Origin of the sequence: Rahnella aquatilis CIP 78.65 = ATCC 33071 (genome assembly GCF_000241955.1) — a bacterium.
Taxonomy (GTDB): Bacteria; Pseudomonadota; Gammaproteobacteria; order Enterobacterales; family Enterobacteriaceae; genus Rahnella; species Rahnella aquatilis.
In genome coordinates, this window is the sequence record NC_016818.1 from 1700138 (window position 1) to 1715543 (window position 15406).

Annotated in this window: 16 protein-coding genes; 6 read left to right on the forward strand and 10 right to left on the reverse strand. The window is 49.9% G+C overall.

Annotated features, from left to right (window positions below):
- Positions 1-256 precede the first annotated feature (256 nt).
- Positions 257-424, forward strand: coding sequence for a ribosome modulation factor (gene rmf / locus RAHAQ2_RS24830; RefSeq protein WP_013574871.1), 168 nt, complete (start codon positions 257-259; stop codon positions 422-424).
- Between the two features lie 149 nt (positions 425-573).
- Here the strand turns inward: rmf and fabA are convergent, their stop codons facing one another.
- Together fabA and RAHAQ2_RS07765 are read right to left on the reverse strand one after the other, a co-directional pair.
- On the reverse strand, positions 574-1092 hold the full coding sequence (fabA, locus tag RAHAQ2_RS07760) for a bifunctional 3-hydroxydecanoyl-ACP dehydratase/trans-2-decenoyl-ACP isomerase (RefSeq protein WP_013574872.1): 519 nt from the start codon (positions 1090-1092) through the stop codon (positions 574-576).
- A gap of 68 nt (positions 1093-1160) precedes the next feature.
- Entirely contained in the window at positions 1161-2927 is a 1767-nt protein-coding gene (locus tag RAHAQ2_RS07765; RefSeq protein WP_015696690.1) for an AAA family ATPase, read from the reverse strand.
- A 210-nt stretch (positions 2928-3137) separates the two neighbouring features.
- Between RAHAQ2_RS07765 and matP the strand changes: the two genes are divergently transcribed.
- Positions 3138-3599: a macrodomain Ter protein MatP gene (gene matP, locus RAHAQ2_RS07770; protein WP_015696691.1), complete on the forward strand. Its 462-nt coding sequence runs from the start codon at positions 3138-3140 to the stop codon at positions 3597-3599.
- Between the two features lie 106 nt (positions 3600-3705).
- Here matP and ompA read toward each other — a convergent pair whose 3' ends face one another.
- Both ompA and sulA read right to left on the reverse strand, forming a co-directional pair.
- Entirely contained in the window at positions 3706-4782 is a 1077-nt protein-coding gene (gene ompA, locus RAHAQ2_RS07775) for a porin OmpA (RefSeq protein WP_015696692.1), read from the reverse strand.
- A gap of 357 nt (positions 4783-5139) precedes the next feature.
- A complete protein-coding gene (sulA, locus tag RAHAQ2_RS07780; protein ID WP_015696693.1) occupies positions 5140-5646 on the reverse strand; it encodes an SOS-induced cell division inhibitor SulA in 507 nt (168 codons plus the stop codon).
- 216 nt (positions 5647-5862) lie between these two features.
- Between sulA and RAHAQ2_RS07785 the strand changes: the two genes are divergently transcribed.
- On the forward strand, positions 5863-6495 hold the full coding sequence (locus RAHAQ2_RS07785; RefSeq protein ID WP_015696694.1) for a TfoX/Sxy family protein: 633 nt from the start codon (positions 5863-5865) through the stop codon (positions 6493-6495).
- A 21-nt stretch (positions 6496-6516) separates the two neighbouring features.
- Here the strand turns inward: RAHAQ2_RS07785 and yccS are convergent, their stop codons facing one another.
- Together yccS and RAHAQ2_RS07795 are read right to left on the reverse strand one after the other, a co-directional pair.
- Positions 6517-8658, reverse strand: a complete 2142-nt coding sequence (yccS, locus tag RAHAQ2_RS07790) for a YccS family putative transporter (protein ID WP_015696695.1) — start codon at positions 8656-8658, stop codon at positions 6517-6519.
- Positions 8659-8702: 44 nt separating this feature from the next.
- A complete protein-coding gene (locus RAHAQ2_RS07795) occupies positions 8703-9164 on the reverse strand; it encodes a YccF domain-containing protein (protein WP_015696696.1) in 462 nt (153 codons plus the stop codon).
- 177 nt (positions 9165-9341) lie between these two features.
- Here RAHAQ2_RS07795 and helD point away from each other — a divergent pair, with 177 nt between their 5' ends.
- A complete protein-coding gene (helD, locus tag RAHAQ2_RS07800) occupies positions 9342-11396 on the forward strand; it encodes a DNA helicase IV (RefSeq protein WP_037038739.1) in 2055 nt (684 codons plus the stop codon).
- A 66-nt stretch (positions 11397-11462) separates the two neighbouring features.
- Here the strand turns inward: helD and RAHAQ2_RS07805 are convergent, their stop codons facing one another.
- Together RAHAQ2_RS07805 and RAHAQ2_RS07810 are read right to left on the reverse strand one after the other, a co-directional pair.
- Positions 11463-11924, reverse strand: a complete 462-nt coding sequence (locus tag RAHAQ2_RS07805) for a methylglyoxal synthase (protein WP_015696698.1) — start codon at positions 11922-11924, stop codon at positions 11463-11465.
- A gap of 119 nt (positions 11925-12043) precedes the next feature.
- The gene (locus RAHAQ2_RS07810; RefSeq protein ID WP_015696699.1) at positions 12044-12703 is read right to left on the reverse strand and encodes a DUF2057 family protein; all 660 of its coding nucleotides are present in this window, start codon (positions 12701-12703) and stop codon (positions 12044-12046) included.
- Positions 12704-12892: 189 nt separating this feature from the next.
- Here RAHAQ2_RS07810 and RAHAQ2_RS07815 point away from each other — a divergent pair, with 189 nt between their 5' ends.
- Entirely contained in the window at positions 12893-13306 is a 414-nt protein-coding gene (locus RAHAQ2_RS07815) for a CoA-binding protein (RefSeq protein WP_015696700.1), read from the forward strand.
- Positions 13307-13388: 82 nt separating this feature from the next.
- Here RAHAQ2_RS07815 and hspQ read toward each other — a convergent pair whose 3' ends face one another.
- Both hspQ and rlmI read right to left on the reverse strand, forming a co-directional pair.
- A complete protein-coding gene (gene hspQ, locus RAHAQ2_RS07820; protein ID WP_013574884.1) occupies positions 13389-13706 on the reverse strand; it encodes a heat shock protein HspQ in 318 nt (105 codons plus the stop codon).
- 126 nt (positions 13707-13832) lie between these two features.
- Positions 13833-15026 (reverse strand): 23S rRNA (cytosine(1962)-C(5))-methyltransferase RlmI, encoded by a 1194-nt coding sequence (gene rlmI, locus RAHAQ2_RS07825; protein WP_037038742.1) that lies wholly within the window; start codon positions 15024-15026, stop codon positions 13833-13835.
- Between the two features lie 98 nt (positions 15027-15124).
- On the opposite strand from rlmI, the gene yccX reads away from it, so the two are divergent.
- Positions 15125-15403: an acylphosphatase gene (yccX, locus tag RAHAQ2_RS07830; RefSeq protein WP_015696702.1), complete on the forward strand. Its 279-nt coding sequence runs from the start codon at positions 15125-15127 to the stop codon at positions 15401-15403.
- The last annotated feature ends 3 nt before the right edge of the window (positions 15404-15406 follow it).

A 15406-nucleotide genomic window follows, 5' to 3' on the forward strand; every position in this document is an offset into this window, starting at 1 on the left:
ATTTTTAAGTAAAACGTTAAAAATCCCGGATTCTGTCCCGACAGAGCCCGGGATTTTTTTATGAGGATCAGCCAGATGAGATTTTTTACGGCACGATTATCTTGCGCGCAATCCAATAATATAGCTCACAAATATGACATTGGCGTGAATTTTGCGCATTGACCTCTCCTCATATTGCAGCTATTTGTTAGATGTGGACGCAGAAGCGGCCCACTGTTTTCTTTCCACCTGACCTGAATAATGAGGGATACAAGGCATGAAGAGACAAAAACGCGATCGCCTGGAACGGGCACAATCACGTGGATATCAAGCAGGTATTGGCGGACGCTCAAAAGAGATTTGTCCGTACCAATCATTAGATGCCCGATCACACTGGCTCGGGGGTTGGCGACAAGCCATGGAGGACAGGGCTGTTACCGCTTAAGCGGCTCCCCTGTCAGAAAAAGGACAACCTCCGCTGCGCGCGGAGGTTTTTGTTTGTGGCAAACGATGAGAATTTCCGTCTTTGTGACAGGCATAAAAAAAGGCGAGCCCTGAGGCTCACCCTTTCTTCAGAGGCTGTAGCGGGCTTTCTCAGAAAGCCGCAGCGTCTTTAAACAGACCCACTTTCAGGTCAGTTGCGGTGTAAATCACCACGCCGTCAACCAGCACTTCACCATCGGCCACGCCCATGATCAGTTTACGGTTGATAACACGTTTGAAATTCAGGCGGTAGGTGACCAGTTTTGCGGTTGGCAGAACCTGGCCGGTGAATTTAACTTCACCCACACCCAGTGCGCGGCCTTTGCCTTCGCCACCGAGCCAGCCCAGATAGAAGCCGACTAACTGCCACATGGCATCCAGACCCAGACAACCAGGCATGACCGGATCGCCAATGAAGTGACAACCAAAGAACCACAGATCAGGGTTGATATCTAATTCAGCTTCAACATAGCCTTTGCCATGGGTGCCGCCATCTTCTTGCATCTTTACGATACGATCCATCATCAGCATATTGCCTGAGGGTAATGGAGGGCCGCCAGCACCGAACAGTTCACTGCGGCCAGAAGCTACGAGGTCTTCTTTCGTATAGGAATCGCGTTTATCTACCATGTTCTCTGTAAGCCTTATTTTGATGAAGGGCGGAGTTTAGCGAACAGCTGTAAGCTGAACAACTCCGATCAGCTGCGATTGAACCAGTTCAACCAGCGAAGAGGCCACGGATAACGCGGGCTGCCTTGCAATGTTGCCAGCGCAATACGCTGCTGAATTAATCCCAGCAGACTCGGACGCTCTTCTTCAGCTTCTTCTTCGTTTGTGTAAATCAATCCGGTCAGGATAGGCAGCGCTTCGGCTGCGTTATCAACTGCCCACAAGTGAAACTGGCCTTCGCGAACGGCGTCCAAAACCTGCGGATGCAGGCACAGGTTGCGCACGTTGCTGGTTGGCAGAATGACCCCTTGCTTACCGGTCAAACCGCGGCGCTGACAAACTTCGAAGAAACCTTCGATTTTCTCATTTACGCCACCAATAGGTTGCACATTCCCAAACTGATCGACGGAGCCGGTGACCGCAATTTGCTGGTTGATCGGCTGCATCGATAACGCACTGATCAGTGCGCAGAGTTCAGCAAGTGAAGCGCTGTCGCCGTCCACTTCTCCGTAAGACTGCTCAAATACAATCGATGCGGAGAAGGGCAGAGGCTGGTCGAGTTCTAACTCGGAAATCAGAAAGGCCTGCATAATCATCATGCCTTTGGCATGCAGATTACCGCCTAACTCGGCTTTACGTTCGACGTCGGTAAATTCACCGTCGCCGGTGTGTACGACACAACTAATTCGGGAAGGTTCACCCAACGCACGCGGATGTCCGGGATATTCCAGCACAGACAGGCCATTAATCTGCCCGACAACTTCGCCTTCTGTTTCAATGCGAATTTGTCCAAGCTCGATTTCATCCTGCATACGCTCCTGCAGATAACTCTCGCGCCACGCGCGTGCATTGGATGCCGCCTCAAGAGACTTGACGCTGAGCAGCTCATCTTCATTATAGAGTGCCGCTTCGCTCAGCTGGGTGTTCAGCCATACCGGATCGAGTGTCAGACTGCCCTGATCTGTGCTGTGGCGAATGGCCATCTTCAAAAACTCTGGCCATGCATCGGCGGCCAGACGTGGGATCTCAAGTTCATCAGCCAGCGTATTGACATAACCACACCAGGTTTCCATATCGCTTTCTTCAGTCAGCGGCAGGTCGGCTTCGAATTCACCATAAATGGCAGAATCCACCAGCTCGGGTTCCATATCATTGAGGTCGCCAAGCGATAAGCGGTCACCGACCAGAATCAGGCGGATATCCAAAGGCATCGGAGGGACTGACACAGGTAACGGTGTAGTCTCATCTGGCGAAACCCAATGATATTGACCTTCAGTGATCATCTGTTTCAGACGTAACCACATCAGAGGCTGCGCGATGAGAGTACGGATAGAAAGGACCAGTACACCACCATTCACCTGATGTACTAATCCTGGCTCCAGCTGAATTTGTTCTTTGTAAATGCGCACGCACCCGAACAGCTGTTCAGGTTCAACCCATTCACGATACTGGCAGGTCGATTTAGCCGCGAAGGCATCTTCGGCAGACTTTGCTGCCAGCAGCGTTACCCTATTGCCTTCAATATGGTAGCGGTTACCCTTGACTTCAGCCGGTTCAGGCAGTAAATCGCTGACTACCTGTGCGATGCGTGACAAGTATTCGCGATTTTCCTGCGCCTTGAGCGTCATAAAACGCGGACGTGAGCGGGGATGACAAAACAGCGTTAAACCATTTTCCAGCCGAGGCTGAATTCCTGCGAAATCGACAGGGGCTAACTGGGCAGCCGTTGCAAAGATTGCCTCGTAAGGCGCGGAGTCGGGCAGTAAAAGCTGCCAGTCAAGTCGGTTATTGGTCAATGTGTTAGCTGTTTTCTATAAAAAGGGAAAGTGCGATTATACAAGAATAAATACGGCTGCATACAATGAGAGTCATAGCAGAATTGTTCTTAGTGCACATTGTTGTACGGGTGAGCAAAAAACAACCAGAATAAGCGGTTTTATTTGGAGTGAAAATTGAATTAAAGCTGTTATGCTTAGTAAAGTTACGTGGTCACCGAAGAGTTCACGATGAAATATCAGCAACTGGAAAATCTCGAAAGTGGTTGGAAATGGAAGTATCTGGTGAAAAAACACCGGGAAGGTGAGCGGATCACCCGCCATTTGGAAAACAGCGCTGCCCAGGAATCCGTGAATCAACTTCTCAGCCTGGAAAACGAGCCGGTCAAAGTATCAGACTGGATTGTTAATAATATGAATCCTGCGCTGGAAAACCGCCTTAAGCAAACTATCCGTGCACGCCGTAAGCGTCACTTCAATGCCGAGCATCAGCACACTCGCAAAAAATCTATCGATTTAGAATTTCTGGTCTGGCAGCGTTTAGCGGGACTGGCGCAAAGGCGGGGGGTAACGCTTTCTGACACAATCATTCAGCTTCTTGAAGATGCTGAGCGCAAAGAGAAATATGCGAATCAGATGTCTTCACTCAAAGAAGATTTAGAACAAATCCTCGGCAAGAAAGATCCCGGATAATTTGCTTTCGTGTCTCAGGGAGTCAGCTATTCCCCTGACTGAAGGCAAAAAAAAACCCCGCCATGGCGGGGTTTTTAGTATCTGGAGCAAAAGCTAAAGAGTGTTATTAAGCCTGTGGCTGAGTAACAGTATCTTTGTAGCCTTTAACTTCGATTTCTACACGACGGTCTGGTGCCAGGCAGTCGATCAGAGCAGCACGGCCTTTAACGGAGTCACAGGTAGAACCAGTAACTGGGTTAGATTTACCCTGGCCTTGTGCAGAGATCTTGTTAGCAGGGATACCTTTAGATACCAGGTAATCTACTACGCTCTGAGCACGTTGCTCAGACAGTTTCTGGTTGTATTGTTCTGAACCGATACGGTCGGTGTAACCCAGAACGATAACAGAACCGTCTTTAGGATCGATGGAGCTCAACTGGCTGTACAGCTGATCCAGAGCCTGTTGGCCTTCTGGTTTCAGAGTCGCTTTGTTGAAGTTGAAGAGAACATCAGATTTCAGAGTGAATTTCTTAGTCTCTACAACTGGAGCTGGAGCTGGTGCTGGAGCAACAACTGGAGCAGCTGCTTCATCTTGACCGAAACGGTAAGAAACACCTACAGACAGCATTGCGTTATCAGGACGTGCACCAACGGTAGCCGCGTCACCAATGTTGTTAACCCACTGGTAATCCAGACGGGTAGCCCAGTTTTTGGTTACTGCGTATTCAAGACCTACGGCTGCCAGTGGAGAAACACCAGTGTCGTGATCATTTACGCGACCATTAGCACCGTTGTTGAAGTTACCCTTAGCATCTGCACGCCAAACCATACCACCCAGACGGGTGTACAGGTCCAGATCGTCAGTCAGCGGGTAGCTCAGTTTAGCAGCCAGCTGAACGCCTTGTGCTTTGAACGCGCCGTTGTTTACGCTGCCTTTGTAAGGCATACGGCCAAGCCAGTCATATCCCATTTCAAAGCCCAGGTATTGGTTCGCTTGGTAACCCAAGAACGCACCTGCACCCAGTTGGCTTTCGTGGGTAGGGCCGTTGCCGATACCGTTGTAAGCATTTGCGAAACCAGTGTCATGGTATTGGGACCAGCCCAATTTACCACCGGTATACCAGGTGTTATCTTTAGGGGCGGCTTGCGCTACGGTAGCGAAACCTGCCAGTGCCACTGCTAATGCGATAGCTGTCTTTTTCATTTTGCGCCTCGTTATCATCCAAATAGGCAATTGAGCTTTAAGCTTTTTAAGCCCTTGGTTAAAATCCTTACGCCAAGATTATTGCTTCATTTCAGAACTTGCCACTTTACGTTGGCATTATCGAGCAACCTTGGCGTTGTAAAGTCTACAACGTGGCGCGAAACTTACAAGCTTGATGTGTTAACACCGTGGAAAAAAAGGGAAAAATGTACACATTTCTTAACGTGTTTGGCAATTTGCTGACAAATTCTGGCTCTAATCGGCATTCCGGAAGCCCGTTTTTACTGGCTTGCAGGCATTATTCAGCACAAATCACTAAGTTCCGCATTATTTTCATAGGAAAATTCCTATTTTGAACTAATGGTATACGGAAGAGTGAATTTTTACTGTTGAATGATGTCCACAAGCTGAATTCTGTTCAATTGTCGGTTTCATAATGAAGCCATAAGCCCCTCCCTGACGCGCGGCAATTTGCAATCTTTCCCTCTCAGCATCACTCAAATCCGGAAGCCATCCCAACACGACACTGTAGTTACCCGTCTGCAATGCTTTCTCCATCGCATCCACTGTCGACATCGCCGTAATTTGATTTACCTGCACCATCTTATCCACCGGCAACCCTGACTGAGATAACCAATGACGGCTCAGTTTTTGCTGAGGCGTGAGCCACAACAACCAGCGAGACTGCATACCTAAGTGTTGCAGTAAGGGCAGCAGTAACTGCGCAAAAGCAGGCTGGCTCGCACTATAGACGAACTCAGTGATCAGACCATTATTCAAGGATGCAGACGTATTTACCTGTGACGGAGTAACGGGCAAAGCAAGCTGACTAAAATGATGATTTGTATGGTGTTGAGTTCGCATAAAGATGTACCCCAGTGAGTTACTGTATGTATGTACAGTACTCTGGCGGTGAGCAAAGATCAACCCAATTTTTCCAAGATATCTCGCAAATTTTGAAGGCAACAGGCTGTAACGGCATTTTATGTTTGTTGCGGTTCATAAGATTGCGTATTTTGCTTTTAGCTGTTTTGGTAACTCAAAATGGAAGCAAGGGATTAACGTGAAAAGGATAACGCAATGATAAACAAATCAAAAAAAAGAGTGCTCGAGTGTCTGGAGATTTTTTCCCCGCTGGGCAATATTCGTTCCCGCACCCAATTTGGGGGGATGAGCCTGTCTGCTGACCGCGTCATGTTCGCCCTGGTTTCTGATGGTGAACTTTATCTGCGAGCGACCGGCGAAACCGAAGCGCATTTTTGCCGCAAGAAGATGGAGAGGCTGATCTATCGCAAGCGGGGCATGGATGTGCAGTTGCGTTATTTCAAAGTGAATGCCCGGCAATGGAATGATCCCAAGGCGCTATGCGAACTGGGCAGATTATCGTTGCAAGGCATGCTGCGGGATAAAGAACTGAAAAAAAACAGCGAAGCGGTCCGCCTGAAAGATTTACCCAATCTCTCGCTGGCGCTCGAAAGGATGCTCTGGCAAGTCGGCATTGAGAACTCGGGAGACTTGCGGTTGCAGGGTGCCTGCCATACCTATCTCAAACTATGTGCCATTAAAAAAAAGAATTTAGGGATTAATTTACTGATGGCGCTGGAAGGGGCAATTTTAGGCTTCCATGAAGCTGCTTTGCCGGTGGAATCCAGAGAATTATTAACTCACTGGTTTAACCATCACAAAGAGCAGCTATCAATGGTCGTGCACTAAATTTGCGTAGGGTATCTGCAACTAGAGCTGACTCTTTGCCGGCAGGATTTTAGTATTGAGACTGGTGAGTTCAGGCAAATGGGCCACCAGTAATCCAATCTGCTGAAGCACGAGTTGCTCTTTACTGTCGATATCTGCTGTTCGCAACTGAATACGCGCAGTCAGTTGCCCGAGCGCATTTTGAATGCGTTCTGCTTCAGAAGGCAGATGATGCAAAGCACCGTCAACGCAGCATGCTGCATCATCGAGCAATCTCAGGGTTTCAGCATCATTGAGTTTTTCGCGATGAGCACCCAACGCCGAAATGTAACTCAGCATCGTATGATTGAGGCATAACAGGCGAAACGCCGCTTCGAGGGTCGCCGGATCGTTATTTCTCTCAGAGCTCATGTTCGACACAACGGACGCCAGTTCGGCATCGCAATTATGTGCATCACGACGGGCCAGACGATAGTCGAGACTATTGTCTTTCCCCTGATGGTATTGCACCAGGATTGCATCAAGATAGCGGCAATTAGCATCGAACGTTTTGCTGACAACCTTATCCAGTTGTCTGAATTTCCAGTCGGGCCATATAAAAGTTACTGCCGCCCAGGCGATACCACAACCAATCAGGGTATCTATTACCCTCGGAATAGCGACTTCAAATCCTTCGCCCAGCAAATTGAAGCATAACAACACCAGAAGGGTGATGAACATCGTGGCCTGTGCATATTGCACTGTACGGAACGCAAAGAACAATAATCCGCTGATGACGATCAGAATCATTTGTCCGTCAACGGAAGGAACGAAGTATAGGATAGGGATACCGAGTGCAATACCGGCAAGTGTTCCGATTATCCTTAGTGCTAACCTTCTGCGGGTCGCACTGTAGTTTGGTTGACAGACAAAAAGGCTGGTGAGCAAGATCCAATAGCCGTGATTTAAGCCGCTAACCTGAATGAAAACGTAGCCCACAAAGAGCACCACAGACATACGAATTGCATGGCGGAACAATACAGATTGCGGTGTGAAATGACGTGAAATACGCAGCCAGATGTCATCAAGGCCGGTCAGGCGGTCTTCCGCAAACGGGCTTTTGCCGGTCTGGTTTTCCGGCAGAGACTGCTCAGACTCAATATTTGCCAGTTGCGCATCAATCGCATGCAGATTGCGTAACAGATGGCGCAACGCCTGCAACGTTTCACGGTGTTCATTGTGAGATTCCAGGCGCTTGAGGGCTTCTTCCAGCCGGGAAAACGCCCGTTCGAACTGGCCGTTGTGGGTATATTGCTGACGATAAAGAATGCATTGTGACAGTTGTAAACAGGCCCGTGCCTGCATGCTCATCAGACGCTGAAAGCGGAACAAAATATCACTGTGATGGAATTGTTCACTGAGCTTGAGATATTGCACGTGGGACGAACTGGCGCGTTCATGAATATCCTGCACCACAAAATAATAATGCAATGTCCGACGTGTTCCTTTCTGGCCGCGATCCCCCTTCAGCCGGGTCTGTAGCGTATTTTTCGTTTGGTTGAGTGTGGAGACCAGTTGACCATTGGCCATGGCCAGCTCGACAAGTTGCTGGTTGTTATCTTCCTGATCGGGATCAAACAGCGTTGCTTTGGCTTCAAGATAAGCCGCCAGTTGCGTGAAACAACGGGAAATCTGATCCTGTAAGGGGCGTATGGGAAAAATAATATGGCCAGCCAGTGTCAGCAGGTTGTACCAGATAGCACCCGCAAGCAGGATCAGCGGTTGCTGATACCAGATGTGATACATGCTGGTGCCGAGCATTGTATATATGGCGATCAGCAACGCGCCAAAGGCAATCGTGGCATAACGCTGGCCCAGGGCTCCCAGCAGGATAAATCCGCAGGTTGAAATCATCAGTCCTGGTGCAAAAAGCCACGGGTAAGGGAAAAGTAATTCTATGGAAGCTGAAGCAATGAAAAAGCAGACCAGGGTAATCAGCAAATTGCGCAGACGACCGGCGAGACGATCGTCAAGGTCAGCAAGAGCCGCTGCAACCACGCCGAGTGTCAGGGGAATTGTCAGCGTAAACTGCCCCAACCACCACGGCAATGCCGCAGCGCCTGTGAGCGCAATGAAAATTCTGATGTGATAAAGAACATTGCTGTTATAAGCATAACGCCGTAAACCGGGTGCAATAGAAAGCACGAAAAAACCCCGCCTTAAAATTCAAAAATGATGAAACACCGCAATCAGCGAATGCGTCCGTTTTCTCTCTGACGGCTTGCATTAGCTTCGCGGACTTGTTTTGCCAGCTCGACGGAAACGACCCGGCGTCCTACCGGCCAGAGTGCAATGGCTGCGATTTTAAAGTTTGCAATGCCCACCGGAATACCAATTATGCTGATACATTGCGCAATACCGGCAATGATATGCGACAAGCATAACCACCAGCCGAAAAAAATAAACCAGAAGATATTCAACAGAGTACCTCCACCGGACAGTAACACGTTGCGTTTTTCCGGATACAGTTCATCGACATGCACGGCTTCATTGCCAAATGGCAACAGTGAAAGACGGGTAATTTCCCAGCAAGAGCGGGTGAGTGGCAGTGTAAAGATCAGCACGATACTGACCAGCGTAGCAAGCAACCAGGCAAGCGTGGTGAAAAAACCACCTAAAACAAAGTTGAGAATATTGAGTACGGTGCGCATGGCAGCTCTTCCCGAAGAGATTAAAAAATTGATAAATTTCATGTTCACGTAACGCAAACATACCCCTTATTCTACTCTGTTTTGGCGCGTGGATCGCCTGCGCTTATCAAAGGTAAACTCTTAAATGCTCTTGCATGTAAAATGTCAGGAATTAAAGAGAAAACACGGTGTGATGATATGGAATTGAAATCGACCTCATTCGGGAAACATCTGGCGCAGCACCCTTATAACCGGGTGCGCCTGCTTAATGCAGGCGTGGAAGTCAGTGGCGACAAACATCACTACCTGATCCCTTTTAATCAGCTTATCCAGATCCGCTGCAAGCGCGGTATCGTCTGGGGGGAGCTCGAATTTGAATTGCCGGAGCAAAAAGTGGTCCGTTTGCACGGCACTGAATGGCAGGAAACCCAGCGTTTTTATCAGTACCTTCTCAATATCTGGCAGACCTGGAGTCTGGAGATGAGCGAGGTCAGCGCCGGGGTATTACACGGACAGGTTAAAAAAATCCTGCAGATTGAACAGCAAGATAAATGGTTCAAACGTGTTGATCTGGCTGATGTGCAGAAAGACATCACTGAGGCATTTTCTGCGATCCCGGTGCCTGTTGAACGTCTTACTGAATTTGATAACTGTCGGGAAGATTACCAGACCTGCCTGCGCTGGCTTGAGCAGGGTAAACGCAGCGTTGACCGGCGCAATCTGGCATGGACTGACAGAGTGATTGCCGATAACCGTGACTTTTTTGATACCGTTGAAGTGTCGCCGCTTAATGACAGCCAGTGCCGTGCTGTCGTGAACGGTGAAGATGCGGTGCTGGTGCTGGCTGGCGCGGGCAGTGGTAAAACGTCGGTACTGGTGGCGCGCGCGGGCTGGCTGCTGCGCCGTCAGGAAGCGCATCCTGAACAAATTCTGTTGCTGGCTTTCGGGCGTCAGGCAGCAGATGAAATGAACGGGCGTATCAAAGAGCGTCTGCATACGGAAGGCATCAAGGCCAAGACGTTCCATGCGCTTGCGTTGCAGATTATCCAGGAAGGAAGCAAGAAAGCCCCCAAAATCAGCAAACTTGAAACCGACTCGAAAGCCCGTCGCAGCTTACTGATTAAGACGTGGCAACAGCAGTGTGCCGAGAAAAAAGTGCAGGCCAGCGGCTGGCGGCAATGGATGACCGACGAACTGGAGTGGACGGTTCCTGACGGAGATTACTGGAAAAATAAATCGCTGGCGGAGCGTCTTGGAAGTCGCCTTGAGCGCTGGCTGAGCCTGATGCGTATGCACGGTGGCAGCCAGGCGCAGATGATTGAAAACGCACCGGAAGAAGTCAGGGATCTGTTTACTAAGCGTATTCGCCTGATGGCACCGCTGATGAAAGCCTGGAAAACCGCACTGAAAGAAGAGGGCGCGGTTGATTTTTCGGGGCTTATCCATCAGGCAGTCAATATTCTGGAAAAAGGGCGTTTTGTCAGCCCGTGGAAGCATATTCTGGTGGATGAATTCCAGGACATTTCCCCCCAGCGTGCGCTGCTGCTTTCGGCTTTGCGTAAACTTAATAAGCATACCAGCTTGTTTGCTGTGGGGGACGACTGGCAGGCGATTTACCGTTTCAGCGGGGCTGAGTTGTCGCTGACCACGGCGTTTGCAGACAATTTTGGCGAAGGGGCGCAATGCGCGCTGGATACGACTTACCGGTTCAATGACCGCATCGGAGAAATCGCCAATAAGTTTGTGCAGCAGAACCCTTATCAGTTGAAGAAGCCGCTGAACAGTCTGACCAAAGGCAACAAAAAGAATGTCGTGATCCTGCCTCAGGACCAGATGGAAAAATTGCTGGATAAACTCAGTGGTTATGCCACCGCCGATGAACATATTCTGGTGCTGGCGCGTTATCACCATCTTCGTCCGCAAATTCTGGAGAAAGCCGCGACCCGCTGGCCAAAGCTTAATCTTGATTTCATGACGATTCACGCCAGTAAAGGACAACAGGCTGAATATGTCATTATTGTCGGATTGCACGAAGGCAATGACGGTTTTCCTGCCCCCGCACGGGAATCTTTGCTGGAAGAAGTGTTATTGCCTGAACCGGAAAACTTCATGGATGCTGAAGAGCGGCGCTTATTGTATGTGGCGATGACGCGTGCGAAGCATCAGGTCTGGTTGCTGCAGGATAAAGAACGTCCTTCTGTTTTTGTTGAACAGCTTGAAGATATCGGCGTACCGGTCCAGCGAAAACCGTAGATAACATCAACAAAAAGCCCGGCAGGCGCCGGGCTTCTTACGTTGAAAAATCACCGCATTGAAGGATTATTCTTTCAGGCGTGACCACAGATAGCGCTGATAGTCAGGAATAGTGATTTCGACTTCAGACCGGAACAGCGGGGACTGGATGAGAAAGTCAGCAGTAGACAGATTGGTCGCTACCGGGATATTCCACACGGTCGCCAGACGCAGCAGAGCTTTCACGTCCGGATCATGCGGGACGGCGTTGAGCGGATCCCAGAGGAAAATCAGCATATCGATTTTGCCTTCGGCAATCAGTGCGCCCACTTGCTGGTCGCCGCCCATCGGGCCGCTCAGCATGCTTTTGACATCAATGCCGGTATTGCGCTGAACCAAATTGCCCGTCGTGCCGGTGGCATAAAGGACATGCTGCGAAAGCTCAGCAACGTTTTTATCAACCCATTTCAGCAGGGTACTTTTGCAGTGGTCATGCGCGACCAGGGCTATATGTTTTTGTTTTGCGATCGTGCGGGTCGTGTATTCCATCTAATTCCCTTCAACGCGAAAATAAAAGTGGATCACAGAATACTGAAACTCCGTTTTACTGCATAGCTCAGAGGGAATAATTCGGCGCTAAGAAGGGGGAATGCGTGACGCAGGTTAAGTTATGACGTCCGTTCCTGATTATCCGGCAGTTTTAACCAGAGCAACAACCGCTCAAAGCCAGCGTTCGCGGCCAGACGTGTCCACAATGGATGAAGATAAACGACAGAAATTTGGGATGTTACGTCGGTGGCTAGCGCCGATTGTTTATCCGTGCTGCCTTTGGCGAATGAAGGAACCGCCGCGCGCGCGCCCGACAAATTATAGGTCATCATTAATTTTTCAGCGTCGGCGGCATGCCCGCGATTAAACCTGTTCAGGACGTCGCGTTGCGTCGGTATCTGACGGCCTTGTTCATCAACGAGCTGATAATTCATCTGCTGGCTAAATTGCGACGTTTCATTGTCATTGCTCAGTTTTGGCAACACGAAAGAAACGGAACGATTACTTTTAGCATTGAAAGTGACGATAAGTGCAGGCGAATGGTAGAGCATCGGTGTCTGCTGAGTCACAGAACTGACATTTTTGCTGACCTGAAAGAGGATCTGGTGCTGACCGCCATCCAGTTCAAGGCTGTCCGCGCCTTTAAGGATTGCGCCAGACATCTGTTTGCCATCGATCACCAGAACATCGACATCGGGGGACAATTTAAGTGAGGTCGCCGAAGCTGACACCATCAGGCTGAGACTCGCTAATGCGACCAGCGCATGACAGATTTTCATTCTTCTCTCCTCAGATACAACGTTGCTCATCCTCTATTATTCAGGAATGACGATTGTGTGTCAAAGTTTTACAAAATGTTTTAATTTCCCACTGAGAAGCGCCTGAGCGCAGCTCTTTTTCTCGCTGAAGCTGTCGGAATGGTCAGGCTGCGTTACACTTAATGCATACAGGCCAAAGGAGATAAACCCGTGCAAGACAATGATATTCGCAAGATTCTTGAAGAAGTGAAAACCGTCGCGCTGGTGGGGGCCAGTGATAATCCTGGCCGTCCAAGCTACGGCGTAATGGCGTATTTACTTTCTCAGGGCTTTGAGGTCATCCCGGTCAGTCCGAAACTGGCAGGACAGGAACTGCTTGGTCAGAAAGCGTATGGTTCGCTGGCAGAAATCCCTCATCCGGTAGATATGGTGGATGTATTCCGTAATGCCGATGCTGCTTATGGCGTGGCGCAGGAAGCGATTGCGATTAAAGCGAAAGTGCTGTGGCTGCAACTGGGCGTCATTAATGAACAGGCTGCGGTGCTGGCAAAAGAGGCCGGACTGAAGGTGGTGATGGATCGCTGTCCGAAAATTGAAATCCCGCGACTGGACATGGAAAAGTAAACGTCTGAGGATCCTGCCCGTAAAAAAACCGGCTGCTGGTGCCGGTTTTTGTTTTTCATCTGTCAGGAAAAAGCCATCATTCTCAGTTACGCAGGCGCGGTGCCTGTAACTGATTGCGGATTGACGCCGCCAGGTCGTCCAGCGAGGCTTGTTCCGGATGGGAACGCGCCGCTTCATGATCGATCTGAATTTCAGCCAGATAGGTGTGAACCGGCTGGCCTTCTTCATCTTCCATCACGACATGGTACCAGGGAGCGGTACGCATTGAATCATCAGCAACGACATCATTGACGTCAGGCTTATCGAGCGAATATTGCGCATCAACATCAATGACCACACCCAGATAACCTAACATTCTGTGCCGAACCTGCTGTCCGATACCGTATTTACTGGCAATCATAGTCACCTCCCAAAATAATTCATTAATCTCTATATGGAGATAAAACGGGCTATTTCAAGTTTTGACCACGTAATCTGCTTAAAATTCGCTGGTGTGCCGTCGCAACAGCACACCGCGCTTATTTTGTCAGTTCATTACACGGCAGGCGAACCCTTTCAGATACAGTCCTTCAGGGTAAGCGCCGGTCACCGGATGGTCGGCTGCCTGACGGAACTGCTCAACGAACTGGATCTCACGACCGGCATCCAGCGCCGCATCAGCCAGAATTTTCTGGAATAAATCCGTGGGCAACAAACCGGAACAGGAGAAGCTCAGCAGAATTCCGCCTGGACGCAGCAACTGCAGCGCCAGCATATTAATATCTTTGTAACCCCGGCAGGCGCTTGCCAGCTGGTTTTTGTTCTCAACGAATTTCGGCGGATCCATCACAATCATATCGAACTGCTGGCCTTCAGTGCGGTATTTGCGCAACAGCTGGAACACGTCTTCACGCACGAATTCTGCTTTCAACAAATCCAGGTTGTTCAGCTCAACGTTCTGACGGGCTACATCGAGCGCAGCCTGCGAGGTATCCACGTTGGTGACTTTGGTACAGCCCCCCATCAGCGCAGACACTGCAAAAGCGCCGGTATAAGAGAAACAGTTCAGCACGTTGCGGCCTGCGGCATAATGACGGGCGGCAAGGCGGCTGTCACGCTGATCGAGGTAGAAACCAGTTTTGTGGCCTTCTTTAATATCCACCAGCAGGCTCATTCCGTGTTCCTGGATTGGCAGCAGGGCAGGAGGTTCGTCGCCAAATACATGTCCCTGAGCCAGTTCCAGACCTTCTTTTTTACGCACAGCGACGTCAGAACGATCCCAGATAGCGCATTGCGGATAGCAATGTTGGAGTGCAGCAATCAGCGGGGCACGCTGATATTCTGCACCGGCTGAAAGCAATTGCAGCACAAGGAAATTCTGGAAGCGGTCAATAGTGATGCCCGGCAGGCAGTCAGATTCACCGGCAATCAGGCGGTATCCGTCCAGCCCGTCACGTTTGGCGATATAATCGCGCCAGCTCTGTGCCTGTTGTAAACGGCGGATGAAAAACGCGATATCAATGTCTTCATCTTGTTTGAATGTCCAGACGCGTGCACGGATCTGGGAGGACGGCGAATAGGCGCCGCGCGCCAGCCATTTTCCCTGACTGTCTACAATATCTATAGTCTCGCCGGAATTGGCTTTACCTTCGATGCGTGATACAGCGCCGGAAAACACCCACGGGTGGCGACGAAGAAGTGATTTTTCACGGCCTTTGGCCAGAATTAAACGTGCAGTCATAAAATTAGGTTCTGTCAGTTCGGAGACAAAAAAGAGCGACATTGTCCGGTCATGCAGGTCAAATTGCAACGAACCATACCGCTAACGGAGAGAATATTATGGCAACAGTCAGTATAGCCGCCTATGTGTACGGCATGGTGCAGGGCGTCGGTTTTCGTTTTGCGACCCAACATCAGGCCACCGGTTTAGGTCTGACCGGTTACGCGAAAAATCTTGAGGATGGCAGCGTCGAAGTGGTGGCGTGCGGTGAGCAGGAGAAAGTGGATCAGCTTTTAGCCTGGCTGAAGCAGGGCGGACCAAAACATGCACGCGTGGACCGCGTGCTCAGCGAGCCGGCCGCGCCCGGCCATTACAGCGATTTTACGATCAAATACTGAAAT

What these genes read in the sequence shown, in the direction of transcription:
- RAHAQ2_RS07795 (WP_015696696.1), bottom strand. Translation starts at nt 9,164, where the DNA reads ATGCGCACCGTACTCAATATTCTCAACTTTGTTTTAGGTGGTTTTTTC.
- yccX (WP_015696702.1), top strand. Translation starts at nt 15,125, where the DNA reads ATGGCAACAGTCAGTATAGCCGCCTATGTGTACGGCATGGTGCAGGGC.
- helD (WP_037038739.1), top strand. Translation starts at nt 9,342, where the DNA reads ATGGAATTGAAATCGACCTCATTCGGGAAACATCTGGCGCAGCACCCT.
- fabA (WP_013574872.1), bottom strand. Translation starts at nt 1,092, where the DNA reads ATGGTAGATAAACGCGATTCCTATACGAAAGAAGACCTCGTAGCTTCT.
- sulA (WP_015696693.1), bottom strand. Translation starts at nt 5,646, where the DNA reads ATGCGAACTCAACACCATACAAATCATCATTTTAGTCAGCTTGCTTTG.
- rmf (WP_013574871.1), top strand. Translation starts at nt 257, where the DNA reads ATGAAGAGACAAAAACGCGATCGCCTGGAACGGGCACAATCACGTGGA.
- RAHAQ2_RS07785 (WP_015696694.1), top strand. Translation starts at nt 5,863, where the DNA reads ATGATAAACAAATCAAAAAAAAGAGTGCTCGAGTGTCTGGAGATTTTT.
- RAHAQ2_RS07805 (WP_015696698.1), bottom strand. Translation starts at nt 11,924, where the DNA reads ATGGAATACACGACCCGCACGATCGCAAAACAAAAACATATAGCCCTG.
- rlmI (WP_037038742.1), bottom strand. Translation starts at nt 15,026, where the DNA reads ATGACTGCACGTTTAATTCTGGCCAAAGGCCGTGAAAAATCACTTCTT.
- matP (WP_015696691.1), top strand. Translation starts at nt 3,138, where the DNA reads ATGAAATATCAGCAACTGGAAAATCTCGAAAGTGGTTGGAAATGGAAG.
- ompA (WP_015696692.1), bottom strand. Translation starts at nt 4,782, where the DNA reads ATGAAAAAGACAGCTATCGCATTAGCAGTGGCACTGGCAGGTTTCGCT.
- RAHAQ2_RS07810 (WP_015696699.1), bottom strand. Translation starts at nt 12,703, where the DNA reads ATGAAAATCTGTCATGCGCTGGTCGCATTAGCGAGTCTCAGCCTGATG.
- hspQ (WP_013574884.1), bottom strand. Translation starts at nt 13,706, where the DNA reads ATGATTGCCAGTAAATACGGTATCGGACAGCAGGTTCGGCACAGAATG.